General features: G+C 53.2%; 17 protein-coding genes and 1 pseudogene. 8 read left to right on the top strand and 10 right to left on the bottom strand.

Annotated features, from left to right (window positions below; genetic code table 11):
* Positions 1 to 308 precede the first annotated feature (308 nt).
* Positions 309 to 662 (top strand): hypothetical protein, encoded by a 354-nt coding sequence (locus KTE_RS26580; protein WP_201386349.1) that lies wholly within the window; start codon positions 309 to 311, stop codon positions 660 to 662.
* A 272-nt stretch (positions 663 to 934) separates the two neighbouring features.
* Positions 935 to 1,348 carry a DUF3224 domain-containing protein gene (locus tag KTE_RS26575; protein ID WP_201386348.1) on the top strand — a complete coding sequence of 138 codons (414 nt, stop codon included), beginning with the start codon at positions 935 to 937 and terminating at the stop codon, positions 1,346 to 1,348.
* Positions 1,349 to 1,414: 66 nt separating this feature from the next.
* Here the strand turns inward: KTE_RS26575 and KTE_RS26570 are convergent, their stop codons facing one another.
* Complete coding sequence (locus tag KTE_RS26570) at positions 1,415 to 2,077, bottom strand: helix-turn-helix domain-containing protein (RefSeq protein WP_201386347.1); 663 nt, start codon at positions 2,075 to 2,077, stop codon at positions 1,415 to 1,417.
* 253 nt (positions 2,078 to 2,330) lie between these two features.
* Here KTE_RS26570 and KTE_RS26565 point away from each other — a divergent pair, with 253 nt between their 5' ends.
* Both KTE_RS26565 and KTE_RS26560 read left to right on the top strand, forming a co-directional pair.
* On the top strand, positions 2,331 to 2,744 hold the full coding sequence (locus tag KTE_RS26565) for a hypothetical protein (RefSeq protein WP_201386346.1): 414 nt from the start codon (positions 2,331 to 2,333) through the stop codon (positions 2,742 to 2,744).
* A 19-nt stretch (positions 2,745 to 2,763) separates the two neighbouring features.
* Entirely contained in the window at positions 2,764 to 3,153 is a 390-nt protein-coding gene (locus KTE_RS26560; protein ID WP_201386345.1) for a plastocyanin/azurin family copper-binding protein, read from the top strand.
* 280 nt (positions 3,154 to 3,433) lie between these two features.
* Here KTE_RS26560 and KTE_RS26555 read toward each other — a convergent pair whose 3' ends face one another.
* On the bottom strand, positions 3,434 to 3,643 hold the full coding sequence (locus tag KTE_RS26555) for a hypothetical protein (protein ID WP_201386344.1): 210 nt from the start codon (positions 3,641 to 3,643) through the stop codon (positions 3,434 to 3,436).
* A 265-nt stretch (positions 3,644 to 3,908) separates the two neighbouring features.
* Here KTE_RS26555 and KTE_RS26550 point away from each other — a divergent pair.
* Positions 3,909 to 5,073 (top strand): annotated as a pseudogene (locus tag KTE_RS26550) (RNA-guided endonuclease InsQ/TnpB family protein).
* Positions 5,074 to 5,100: 27 nt separating this feature from the next.
* On the opposite strand, the gene KTE_RS26545 reads toward KTE_RS26550, so the two are convergent.
* Both KTE_RS26545 and KTE_RS26540 read right to left on the bottom strand, forming a co-directional pair.
* Positions 5,101 to 5,490 (bottom strand): hypothetical protein, encoded by a 390-nt coding sequence (locus KTE_RS26545; protein WP_201386343.1) that lies wholly within the window; start codon positions 5,488 to 5,490, stop codon positions 5,101 to 5,103.
* A gap of 109 nt (positions 5,491 to 5,599) precedes the next feature.
* The gene (locus KTE_RS26540) at positions 5,600 to 6,256 is read right to left on the bottom strand and encodes a TetR/AcrR family transcriptional regulator (protein WP_201386342.1); all 657 of its coding nucleotides are present in this window, start codon (positions 6,254 to 6,256) and stop codon (positions 5,600 to 5,602) included.
* A 250-nt stretch (positions 6,257 to 6,506) separates the two neighbouring features.
* Here KTE_RS26540 and KTE_RS26535 point away from each other — a divergent pair, with 250 nt between their 5' ends.
* The 3 genes from KTE_RS26535 (at position 6,507) to KTE_RS26525 (ending at position 8,368) form a co-directional block, all read left to right on the top strand.
* The gene (locus tag KTE_RS26535) at positions 6,507 to 7,652 is read left to right on the top strand and encodes a winged helix DNA-binding domain-containing protein (protein WP_201386340.1); all 1,146 of its coding nucleotides are present in this window, start codon (positions 6,507 to 6,509) and stop codon (positions 7,650 to 7,652) included.
* 3 nt (positions 7,653 to 7,655) lie between these two features.
* On the top strand, positions 7,656 to 7,805 hold the full coding sequence (locus tag KTE_RS26530) for a hypothetical protein (protein ID WP_201383192.1): 150 nt from the start codon (positions 7,656 to 7,658) through the stop codon (positions 7,803 to 7,805).
* A gap of 248 nt (positions 7,806 to 8,053) precedes the next feature.
* A complete protein-coding gene (locus KTE_RS26525; protein WP_201386338.1) occupies positions 8,054 to 8,368 on the top strand; it encodes a hypothetical protein in 315 nt (104 codons plus the stop codon).
* Between the two features lie 17 nt (positions 8,369 to 8,385).
* On the opposite strand, the gene KTE_RS26520 is transcribed toward KTE_RS26525, so the two are convergent.
* The 6 genes from KTE_RS26520 to KTE_RS49745 all read right to left on the bottom strand — a co-directional run bounded on the left by KTE_RS26520 (position 8,386) and on the right by KTE_RS49745 (position 12,059).
* Positions 8,386 to 9,363, bottom strand: a complete 978-nt coding sequence (locus KTE_RS26520; RefSeq protein ID WP_201386336.1) for a hypothetical protein — start codon at positions 9,361 to 9,363, stop codon at positions 8,386 to 8,388.
* Between the two features lie 260 nt (positions 9,364 to 9,623).
* Complete coding sequence (locus KTE_RS26515) at positions 9,624 to 9,947, bottom strand: hypothetical protein (protein WP_201386334.1); 324 nt, start codon at positions 9,945 to 9,947, stop codon at positions 9,624 to 9,626.
* 68 nt (positions 9,948 to 10,015) lie between these two features.
* Complete coding sequence (locus KTE_RS26510) at positions 10,016 to 10,486, bottom strand: hypothetical protein (protein ID WP_201386332.1); 471 nt, start codon at positions 10,484 to 10,486, stop codon at positions 10,016 to 10,018.
* Positions 10,487 to 10,558: 72 nt separating this feature from the next.
* On the bottom strand, positions 10,559 to 10,846 hold the full coding sequence (locus KTE_RS26505) for a transposase (protein ID WP_201386330.1): 288 nt from the start codon (positions 10,844 to 10,846) through the stop codon (positions 10,559 to 10,561).
* A 120-nt stretch (positions 10,847 to 10,966) separates the two neighbouring features.
* Entirely contained in the window at positions 10,967 to 11,713 is a 747-nt protein-coding gene (locus KTE_RS26500; protein ID WP_201386328.1) for a metallophosphoesterase, read from the bottom strand.
* Between the two features lie 103 nt (positions 11,714 to 11,816).
* Entirely contained in the window at positions 11,817 to 12,059 is a 243-nt protein-coding gene (locus tag KTE_RS49745) for a transposase (RefSeq protein WP_374226826.1), read from the bottom strand.
* Between the last annotated feature and the right edge of the window lie 181 nt (positions 12,060 to 12,240).

The raw sequence follows: 12,240 nt of genomic DNA, 5'->3' as shown, positions 1-12,240 counted from the left end.
TATACTTCCTCTAAGAGTCATAGATGCTCATAGTATCATTTCCTCACTCAGAGTGAGGAAAGCAGCATAATCTGCTAGAGCCGCAGGAGCACCCTTCACGTTTTCCCAACAAGATCTGTCGGAGATGCCGCTCTTTAAAAGAGCACAAACTGACAAACCTTTTCATAAAGTTACTATCTTGTGGCACGAGAGAGGGTTCCCTATACTTCCTCTAAGAGTCATAGATGCTCATAGTATCATTTCCTCACTCAGAGTAGGGACGGTGTAGTCAGTCTCACCAGCTTTCATAGCAGAAAGGGTGTTTCTACATGTCGCATATTTTTAATATTCCTCCACTCACCCGCCGCCGCTTTTTGCCCAGGTCAGCCTTGCTCGCAGGAACAACTCTCGCTGCCGGGTCGTTGCTTGAGGCTTGTAGTTCTTCTGGCACGACCACAGGTGGACAGCAACCAGTGACGCTGAAATTTTATCATTGGATCGGCACTGATGCTGGCCCCGTCGTTGCTGAGATCAACAAGCGCTTCCATGCGGAGAATCCCAACATCACTGTCCAGTTTTCCTCGAATTCTTCAGATCAGGTCGCAAAGGAGATACATGCGGCATCGTTTTCGTCTAGAACGATTCAGACGTGTCCATCAGATGCGCAAGATTGGAAGCCGTAACCTGTCACCTGTGCAGAGATGACCCAGCAGAGGCTCGAATGGCTGGGAGCAGCATCGGAGGGTAATCCAGCCCATAGGCAGCAGGATCAAGGAGTGATGCGGGCAAATGTATGGCGAAGATCGTATCATGCTCATGGATTTCCCATCTCGCGGGCGTGATATTCTGCTTTGTCACATAAAATTACGTACTTGTGTACGTTCTCTTTCTCTTGTACATTTCCTGTATGAACTTTTGAAGATGAAGTTCAAATACATCTTGAAAAGAGGATATTGTGACACAAGCAAATACTACTCGTTCAGTCAAGGACTGGCACCGGAAAACATGGCATGACAAAACAGAGGCTCCAGGCACGAACCTCTTCCGCGTGGAGATCCTTCATCGCTATGAGGGCATCATTGAAGGCGAAGGCAGCATCCAGTATCTCATTGCCGAGAACAAGAATCTTACAGGCAGCACAATTGCACTGGAAAAGGTGACAGGCAGTGTTGGTGGAAGATCGGGCAGCTTTGTCTTCCAACAAATCGGCACGTTTGATCATGGAAAGCTCAAGATGACCTTGACAGTGGTCCCTGGATCAGGCACCGATCAACTGAGTGGTCTACGTGGACAGGCAACGCTTGAAAGCGAACTCCATCAGGAAGTCTATTCTATACCATTCGATTATACGTTTGAAGAGACAAAATAACCTGATGAATGCGTAAGGAAACTGTGACCCTGGGCCTCTTCCCAGCCCAGGGTCACAGTTTCCTTGCTAGCTTGCGCGCGCCACTGGTTCATCCAGCACTGGCCAATCGTAGTCCAGGTCAAGCTGCTCACAAATCCACCTGCCCCAGGCATAGAACTGACGCAGGATCGGCTCTGAGTTTCGTCCCAATTCTGTAAGCGCGTATGCTCCCTTTGTCAATTCCCCAGAAGAGGCTTGTCGGTAGAGCACTCCCATCTGTTCCAATTTCCGCAGTTCCAGGGTGAGTACCTGACGGCTGATCTCGGGAAGCAGCTTCTGCAACTCGCTAAAGCTTTTGGGGTCACTGAACAAATGATACCAGAGCCAAAACGTCCATTTGCCTCCCAGGCTGACCATCCAATCAAACTCCAGATGAACCTGCTCGCCATACCACCTGCCCCAGGCTTCGAGTTGGCGCACCACCGGTTCTGCTTGCCATCCCAATTCCGTAAGCGAGTACTCCACCTTGGGAGGGGCCTGTACATACACCTTTCGGCGCAGCACTCCTACCTGCTCTAATTCCCGTAACTCCTGGGTCAGCATCTGTCGGCTGGCTCCCGGGATGAGCCGCTGTAATTCGCCGAAGCGTTTGGTTCCGCTGAGCAGATGATACCAGATCCAGAACATCCATTTGCCTCCCACTCCCACTCCTCCAATCGGGCATGCAGCAGTCTTTTTTACACGTGTCATAAAGAAGTGACTCCATTTTCGTGGGTGAGCATGTGATGGGCACATCTCCGTCACATAAAATTGCGTACTTGCTCCCCTCTTCCTCTTCCTGTACCTTCTCATTGTAGCAAATGAGTAGGCCAATGACAAAATACGGTCACATAAAAGCAGGGCTTTTCCATTTTGGAGGAAAGCGGGAGGAGAGAAGTGAAAGGCCCTGACATGAGAGAGCGGGGAACAGTTTTCCTCGGCTTTAACAGAAAGGCATCGTTCTATGAAAACAACAGTACATATCTTGCATTGGGTAGGAGGCATAGCAGGCCTGGGCGTGCTGGTGCTCGGGCTCTTTATCTGGATTACCGGAATGAGCCTGGCCATGCTTCAAATCGTTCACGCGTTGTTTGGTGTGGCCTTCGTTCTCGCGCTATTGACGCTTGGGATTATAGCGGTTCTCAATAGAGGAACAAGGCTCCTGGGCGCTGTGAGCCTCGTTTATGCGCCCCTTGTGCCTGTCTTTGGGGTCATCCAGATGACGCTGCTTGTTGGCGATCTCCACTGGCTGATCAGAACCGCCCATCTGCTGGTTGGCTTGGGCGCGCTCGTGTTGTTCGGTACCACCGGTATGCGTTACCTGCGTCTCAAGCAAGCAGCCAGTGAGGTAAGCAGGCAGCCGCAGCTTGTACGATAGGGAAGGAGATCCCATGCTGATGAAGAGACTGCTTCCTTTTCTGGCATTGAGCTGTTTGCTCGTCTCCATCCTGGCGGCTTGCGGGACAGACGGGACTTCTGCTCACGCTGCGCCGGGGACGGAAGTGCACATGGATAGCGCCAATTTTGTCCAGGCAGAGATCACCATTCAGAAAGGGCAAAACGTGACGCTGATCAACGACGATCCGCTTACGCCCCACATCATTGCAAATGGAACGTGGGAGAATGGCACCGCAAAATCAGTCAGAGAGCCGAACGCACCAGAGGTGAATAATATGCAGATCAACGGAAACGCACAAGCCACGATTGGCCCTTTTCCCACCGCTGGAACATTCAGGTTCTATTGTACGATCCACCCTAACATGAACTTGACGGTCAGGGTCCAGTGACGACTCCCCACGGCTAAAGCCGGGGGCTTCTCAGCAAACCGAAGTTTCCCGAAGGCTCCGTCCGAGCCAATACGTGTTTGCTCTCTTGAATGGCAAGGTGGCTTTGAAGCTCTTAAAAGACCTTACCGAGAGGGCACAGGAACACTTGTACGCAAGTGCTTTTACGCAAGGGAACGATTTACCTTGCAACGCCCAAACACTTTTCGGTTGTGTATGTACCAAAACACTTGTTCTAGTATATTAGGTAGGTGTGAATATGTCAATGCTGATGTATCCCCCACTACCCTATCCACCACAAGAGGATTTGCCGCGGTACCATCTTGATGAGATCTTCTTTCCTGGTAGTAAAATGTGCGCTGGCAGTCAAGAGCAGCATCACAGCCAGAGCCCAGAGCGAGGCACCATGCCAGGTTTGGAAAAGAGGCACACCCAGCACGCCCAGGCCACGGAACACCAGTGTAGCAATAATCAGTACCATGAATACAAGCATATTGATCTTCCTTGATAGAGGCACAACATTTTAGTTCGAGACAGGAAGCACCGCCAGGCCATAGGCGAGCAAGAGGATACTGGAAGCCAGCAGTAACGCCCCCAACGTGGTCACCAGGTAACCAAAAGAGGATGCAACTGTTTCCCAAAAAGTGGGAAACAGAGATCAATCGTGGGCAAGACGCCACGCTTTCGAGCTTCTTGACAGATGAGAACGTTTGTCCTATACTGAAGAAAATATGAGGTAAGAGAAAGAGCAGAACCGCATGATTCGCGCCCATAAGATCAGACTGCATCCCACACCTGAGCAGGCCAACTATTTTGCTCGTGCCGCAGGCGTTGCTCGCTTTGTGTGGAATTGGGCGCTGGCCGAATGGAACCGCCAATATGAGGCCGGAGACAAACCCACCGCCTTGAAACTCAAGAAACAATTCAACGAGATTCGGCGGGTGCAATTCCCCTGGACATGGGAGGTGACGAAGAACGCCTCAGATCAGCCCTTTCTCGATCTGGGAAAAGCCTACACTGCGTTTTTTGAAGGCAAAGCCAAACGCCCCACGTTCAAGAGCAAGAAAACAAGCAAACCCTCCTTTTACCTTGCCAACGATCAATTCGCGTTGGGGGATCACCGCATGTGGATCCCCAAGCTCGGATGGGTCAATCTGGCTGAGAAGCTGCGGTTTGTGGGCCGCGTGAAAGGGGCACGCATCACCAAAACAGCGGATTGGTGGTTTGTTTCCATCCAGGTCGAGATCCCTGAGACCATCCCGGTGAACAAACCAGCCGCCGTGGGGATCGATGTGGGGCTCAACCGCCTGGCCACTTTGAGTACAGGAGAGAAAGTCGAAAACCAAGCCTTCCTCAAAACCGCTCTCAAGAAATTGCGTCAGGCCAACAAACGGCTGCATCGCCGAAAACTGGGATCAAAGAATCGGGAGAAAGCGCGCCGACAGGTCGCCCGTCTGCATTATCGCATCACCTGCCTGCGCCAGGATGTCCTTCAGAAGCTCACCACCAGGCTGGTCGACAGTTACGGGATCATCGGAGTGGAAGATCTGCACCTCAAGGGACTGCTCAGGAATCGCCGTCTCGCTCGCTCGTTCGCCGATGCCTCGCTGGGCACCCTCAGACGTCTGCTCGAGGCAAAAGCGGCGCAACGTGGGGGACAGGTGATCAAGGTGGGCCGTTTCTTTCCTGGAAGTCAAGACCTGTCATTGCTGCGGTTGGACGTGGGAAGCGATGAGGCTCAAGGATCGCATCTTTGTGTGTCAGAATCCTGCTTGCCCGTATGATCAGTTTCCGCAGGATCGAGATCACAACGCAGGTCAGAATGTGTTACGGGAAGCCCTGCGCTTGATCGGGCTCATTGATCAAGCCGTCTCCGGTACTGGCTCGGACGAAGACGCAAACTTGCCTGCGGACGCGGGGTAAGACCAAAGGGCTTCGGCCCGGAGGCACCTACGGATGAAACAGGAACAACGAAATTCGGTGCGAACGTGTGCTTGCATACGTTTGCATAGGAAAATCGGAGCAGAGGCGACCACGCTTCTCAACAAGCATATCAATGAAGAATCCTCCCGATTGAGCCAGGACGCCAAGGACATAGACAAAACAGGCAATGAGCTTCACGGTGCTAGAGAAGCTGGTCTGAGCCAGATAGGTATAGTAGAGCAAAGAGAGTACCAGGAGCACTCCCGCATGCGCATGTCCAGCGCGAAAAGTGGCCAGGCGTTTAGGCGTGAGCCAGGGATTCGCGCGCACCAGCAGGCTCAGAAGTGAATAGCCACCAAGCATCACGGTTGGCAGAAGTACCCAGGAGATAATGGCGAAGATTCTAGTTGGGCCCATATATGCTTCCTTTCATCTTTTGACTAGCTTTATATACAAGAACAGGTCTCTCGTTCTACTGAGATGCACTCATTAAAATAACACTGTTATTTTATACTCAAAAAAAGACCTACCCCCGATGCAGACCGCGCTCGATCAGCAACCGGGACTCGGCCAGAGCTTGCTGTAGGCGAATGGCATCGAAGAGTGGCACGCTTATTGAGAGCGAGACCAGGCCATGCATCAGTGCCCAGAGCAAATCGCTGTAGGCTTGAGCACTGCCTGGATGAAGCCTGCCTGCATCTAGAGCCTGTTGCACACCCTCTTTGAGAATATTAAAGGCCTGGATACGCGGCGTGCTTTCGCCCTGTGGGGCCTGCATCAAAAAATTGCTCCGTTGCATAAACATCAACTCATAGTACATGGGATGCTGGATGCCGAAGCTCACATACGCACGACCAAGCGCGAGCAGACGCTCCCAGGGATCAGCCGTGCTCTGAGCTGCAATCATAAGTTGTTGGCCAAACTGCTCAAACCCCTCATCGACAATTGTAAAGAGCAGATCATCTTTATCTCGAAAGTAGAGATAGATGGTCGTTGGCGAATACCCAATGCGCTCGGCCACTTTCCGCATAGAGAAGCGATCGTAGCCTTGTTCAAGGAACAGTTGGCCCGCAGCGGTCAGGATCGCCTGGCGCAATTCCTGTTTCTCATGCTCTTGCCGACGGCGCATGGCCTGACGGATCCGCTCGCTCTGTGTATCAGGCTGCGTTTTTTGTTTTTTCATAACGGTGCTCCTTAAAATAACACTGTTATTTTAACTTCCTGAAAGGGGATTGTCAAGAGGTATTTCAGCGAGTTCTCGTACGAGAAAGAGGAGGCCCTCCACCCAAGGATTGTCGCAAAAATCTTGACTGCACGAAAGTAGCAAGCAAGGAATTGCGCTATGAATGAGGGCGGATTGTGTCTCCCTTTTGAAATATCCTTTGCTTGTACGTAGAAACCAGGCAAGAGAGCAAGGCGTAAAGGAGAGACTAATGGGTGAACGCATCCTCACGCTGCGAGAGCTCAATCGCGCCACTTTGGCGAGGCAGCTTTTGCTGGAGCGGGCGAGTATCACTCCCCTGGCTGCAATCAGGCAGGTGGCAGGCTTGCAGGGCCAACTCGCTAATCCGCCATATATGGGGCTATGGAGTCGTTTGCGGGCCTTCCAGAGAGAGGATCTGACAAACTTGCTGGAGCGGCGCGAGGTAGTGAGGACGTCGATGATGCGCCGCACACTGCACCTGACAACTACCGAGGATTATGTGAATTTCCGGCCTGCGCTGGCAACACTGCATGCGCGCCAACTGGAGAGCTTTTTTGGTCAGCCGCTCGCCAGCGGTCTCACAAGAGAGCGTCTGCTGGCCGAGATGCAGGGCTTTCTGCGTGAGAAGCCACGCACCAATGTCGAACTGCGCACGCGCCTGGCCGAACTGGTACCGCAAATGGATGAGCGCCTGCTTTACGCTGTGCGCGCAGCTCTCTCACTGATCCAGGTCTTCCCCGGTGGCGCCTGGGGCGTCGGTGGTAGCCCGGCCTATGCCGAGGCTCAGGCCTGGTTAGGGCGCTCATTTGTTCCTCCCGCAGAAGGCCTGCGTGTGCTCATTCGCAGCTACCTCGCCGCCTTTGGCCCAGCCAGCACCAAGGATCTGCAAATCTGGTCTGGCCTCAGTCACCTCCAGTCAGCAGTCGAGATTCTGCGTCCAGAGCTCACGACCTTCCGTGACGAGCAGGGTCGCGAACTCTTCGACCTACCCGGTGCGCTCTTGCCATCTAGGCATACTCCTACCCCCGTACGTTTTATCCCCGATTTCGACAATCTCATTCTGGCCTACAACGACCGCCAGCGCATCATTCCTGAGCACTACCGCTCCTATGTCACCCCTGGCAGATCCCTTGTCCTGCCTACCTTTCTCGTCGATGGTTTCGTCAGTGGCATCTGGTATATCGAGCGCACCCCGACTATAGCCAGGCTCATTCTCCAGCCCTTTGAGCCTCTTCCATTGAGCATATCACAGGAATTGCAGGCAGAAGGCCAACGCCTGCTAGCCTGGGCCGCAGAGAAGATTGACACGTTTGAGATTGTGGTCAGTGTATACGATGGAAGCGGAGGCAAACAGAATATGTGGGGACGCTTATAAGCGGTGCCCAATACGTCCCGTCATCCAACCAGTCCCACTGGTGGTCAGAACACCGTCGCTTTCTCCTCGCTAACGACCGACCGCTTCCGTATCCGGTTCGATCATCAGAGCGGTGGTAAATATTCGGGCGTCACTGAGGTGCAATGGTCCTGATGGAGAAATAGAAGAGAGGGGTTTGCTTTACAAGCCATCGAAACACGTCCCACGACCGATCCGCGGCATACTGGAGCAGCCATTCCCGCAGGTCCTTCAGGTATGCTCGCAGCCATGTTCTCTTTTCATTGAGCAAGAGGGAGCACAGGCACACGGGAACGAGCAACGTGGAGAGACGACAACACCAGCACACACCAATTGATCAGTCGTAAGCAACAAATACACACCATCACCAAGGAGAGAAGACCATGCAACAGATACACGCGATACAGATAGCGCCATCCTGTCACCTGCCCCTTATCACTATCTGTGAGCAGATGCTGGTGACGCACGCAACCCTGTCCCTGACAACCGTCCTTCCACCTTCTCTTCCCTTTCCAGGTCGACCAGAAGACGAGGAGATCATCGCCGAAGTGGCTTTTGAACAGGGGAGGATTGCCCGCTGCCATAAGAGAACGAGGCGAGAAAGCCCCGGTCATTCATGCTTGGGGCTTTCTGGCTTGGTTTCTGTAAATTGGAAGCTGCAAAAAGAAAAGGGATCGCCTATCCTGGCGATCCCCTAGATACACTAAGATCCGTATTAGGGATAGGAAATGACACACCCACCGGCGTTGTTATTAAACGCGTTACTCCAGAGCGACTGGACAGGAAATGTTCCTGTGCTCAAGGTAATGTTGGCTGAGGCCCCCTGACCGGAGCTAATCCAGGCACATTTGTCCCCGTTCTCGCTCCCACTGCCGTCGATCCAGCCAGTACTGGGATAGATATCGGTTTCAGTCTCGGCAAACTCATGACCACCGACAATGGTGATACCGTCGGTCAAGCCCGCACTCCCCGAGTTCACGAAGTTGGCACCACAGCTCGCCCCCGCGTCAGTAATGTAAGGCATGTTGGTATAAGCAATATTGCCATAGCTCGAACTCGTCGAACTGTGCCAGGCGCAGTATTGGGTTCCAAAACCACTCGCGTTATTGTGCGTCGCGGTATTGATCACATACTGAACCGTTTTATTGGAAGACGCAGTCGTATTGCCAAAATGCGCTGCTGCCTTGACCGCTTCACTGGCCAGTTGCGACTGACTGGGTTTAGAGGGAGCCGCAGATGCATTGTCATACCAGATGCCGGCGAATACGCCGGTGGGGTTTGTGGCATGTGTGCCCGATGAGCCACAGGTAACCGTGCCGGAGGAAACGCCTTCACAGTATTGCGTCACCGAGTTGTTCCAACTTGAGCCACCTACGCCTTTAAAGAAATTCTGCTGAATGGCCGCCTCGCCAGATGGGTCGTTGTTGTTCCATTGCGATCCCCAGTAGATCAGATATACCTTGTCCGCTCCGGTTTCCACGCCCACGCCGCCTGTACCGCCATGGTAGCTCAGGTTATTGCTCCCGGCGCAATTGCGACAGGCGGCAGTGTTTTTCACTCGCATGCTGCGTATGGAGTGAAGGACTTCACTGTTTGAGCTTGCATGAGCAGGACTCGTAGAGCTAGCGAGGGAGATCGAGATAGAGAGCGCGAAGGCCAGCGTGGCCGCCATGAGTAAATAGATGCGCTTCAATGTTGTACTTCTCCTCTTTTTAGGGGCGAGTCAGGCGAATGCCGTTGTATTCGCCTTTATTTAGATAAGTATAAATATATCGATTCACTGGTGCTTTCTTGCAATTTCACGTGAACAATCCTCTGAAAAGACAGAGCAAAGGACTTGCCGCTGCTCAAACGGTACGAAAGCAGCATGCCATTTGCGTGCAGTTTAGGGTCTCTTCTCTAAGGAAGCTTCTCCGATTCTTATGTAAGACCTCTCAGGCTTGCCAGTCCACCTTAAAACGAGGCATAGCAACAGATGCTGTGTTGAGGATCTACAGCAGGTGGTCTGCGCACGCGTAACGCGCTTTGCACGCTCGCCCATAGACCAGTGAGACTCGTATCAGGTGATGTTTCAAGGTGTTCGATAAGTATCTCCTCGATGGCGGTGGCGAGCGCGGTGACCGCTGGGTACTCGAAGGAGAGGCGCAAAGGGATCTCGACGCCAAGCATTTTGGTAATGAGCAAAGGGGCGCCACCCAAACTGAAAGGTGGGTGCCACATCCCTTGACTTCGCACCACGTTCCCCTGGTGTTTTTTCTTGTGCCCGCGCCCCTCCATGCTGCCCCTCTTCCCTGGTTTTCCCAGACCTTTGCCCGGGAAAGGGTTGATGTGTGTCCACGTCTTTTTTACCCCGTTTGGAGATCAGAGCTATGCGTTTTCTTCTGCCAACGCGCCTTACGGCTGTGGGAGCCACGGCGCGGCTGCTCTTTACGGCCCATCCGCGCGCCTTCATCACCAGCGCCGTAGGGACGCTGATTGAACCGCTCCTTTACCCGGCCTTGCTGTTGATTTTGCATCAGATGCTGCAGGCCATCACAGATGGCAAGAGACGCAGAGTGGAGGGCGTCTCTTGCTGGTCTATACAATCTCGCAAGACGTGACACATCCTCTCCAACTTGCTTGTGCAGGGCCTGTTGTTTGCTCTCCTGCTTGGGAAAACACGTCATCTCAAAGCGGTGGACATAGCGGTCAAACCAGTCGGGATCCACATGCGAGAGCAGCCACTCTGGATGCTCCTTCGCGAGATCGTTGAGAGCTGCACGCATACTCTCGCCAACACTTTCCAGGCTATTGAGCGCTCGCACCGCAGCTAACACAGCGGTTGAATCTGTCCTCTGCTTCCCCCCGCTTTGAGCCAGCCTCGTTGCCTGCTGATTGTCAAGATGGGTTCAAGCACCAGAGACTCGGCGTGGGCATCGATGAGCCGTTGACGAAAGGTACGCGCAAATCGAAAAATCAAACCCTTCATCGTCTAAAGGCAAACTCAAGGCATACTTCCAATCAATGCGTGCCCGCACCGCATCCGCTGCTTGACGATCTCTCAGGTGTTCAATGGTTTGTAAGACCGTTATCACGGCCAAACGCCAGGGCGCTTCCACAGGTCGCTCACGCTTGGGGAATAGGTGAGCGAAGATCTCATCCGTATAAATGCTGGCTAGTTCATCTCCTAAGATCATCGCGAGTGTCCCTTTGGGAAAGGCTCGATGCGCAATTTGGCTCGTTGTTTCTGGAACTTCATCTTTCCTCGGACTGGAAGGAATGGGCGTGTGAAGCGAGCGCAGGAGGGTCACTGTGGATTACCGTGCTCGGCCTGTGGTCAGCCACTGTGCCCAATCAGCGCGCTGATTGCCACGTGCGACCTGCGCTGCCTGCTCCCATGCGTACGGCACCTGGATGTGCTCCACCTGCCACCCGTGCTGGTTCTGATACAAAAGCGCATAACGAGCGTGAGGGCTTCCGGATTCCATACTATATGTCTCCATCGAGTAGGCCGGCATTCCAACGCTCCCAGGGTTAATGAGGAGCTTTCCTTGCGGGAGGGAAACGGTGCGCGGGATGTGGCTATGTCCACTGAGGATAACGGGTTGGGCAATCTCAGCGACGCTGGTCGCGATGGCTGAAGTGCCTCTCAAGAAGACACCAGAAGGAGTGACCTCTTCAAGGAGATACGGCGCATCGAAGAGGTCACCGTGGCAGACAAAGAGCTCATCGGCGACAATGGTTGTGTCCGTAAAGGAGCGCAGCCAGGCAAAATGAGCCGGGGTGAGCTGGGTGCAGGTGTAGTTTTGGGAGAGCGAGCGTTTTTCCTGCGGCAGAAACAGTTCGCGATCGTCGTTGCCGCAAACGTTCACCATCTTGCGGGCGATGAGCAGGTCGGCGGTGCCCGCAGGATCGAGCGGGCCTGTCAGGTGATCTCCCAGATTCACGATCTGTTGGATGCCTCGGCGATCGATATCCTGCAAGACCGCTTCCAAGGCCCAACGATTCCCATGGATATCGGCAATGACCGCCAGAGAAGTATGAAAAGTCTTCGCTTCGCTCATGGTTTTCTCTTTTCTCAATGCAAGGTGTTTTCAGAAAAGTCTACCATATCGCCGCTTCTCTGCAAATATGCTCAACGTTGAGGAACGGTCGGTCAGCAAGCTGTTACTCTCTTGCTACTACCTTGTTGCGCAATTCGTGGGTGAGTGGAAGCGACGATCGCGCACATAGAGAGTGCATTGCGGAGCTTCCCCTTCCAAATTTGCCAATGAACACTTTGCCGTGAACAGAGGTTCCCAAGGATCGTTCTTGAGGCGCGAGTCCCGCATGAGCAACCAATTGTTTGACGGTCTTGAAGCGCTTGATATCAACAATCTCTGCCAATACGAAATTTTGGTAATTTCGCACTCCGGAAAGGGTCGGGAGCAGCGTGCAGCCTTCGTTCACGTACGTGTTCAGAGGAAGCAAAAACCACGGGATGCGCAACGAGATAAACTCAAGTAAAGAGAAAAGAAAACGTCATCCCTTGAAGTCTTCACGTGCTTTCACATCTGGTGAGATGTGAAAGCACGTGAGCAGGGATCAGCTT

The sequence above is a fragment of the Ktedonobacter sp. SOSP1-85 genome, assembly GCF_016587415.1.
GTDB lineage: Bacteria > Chloroflexota > Ktedonobacteria > Ktedonobacterales > Ktedonobacteraceae > Ktedonobacter.
This window is presented reverse-complemented; position numbering and strand designations above follow the sequence as displayed.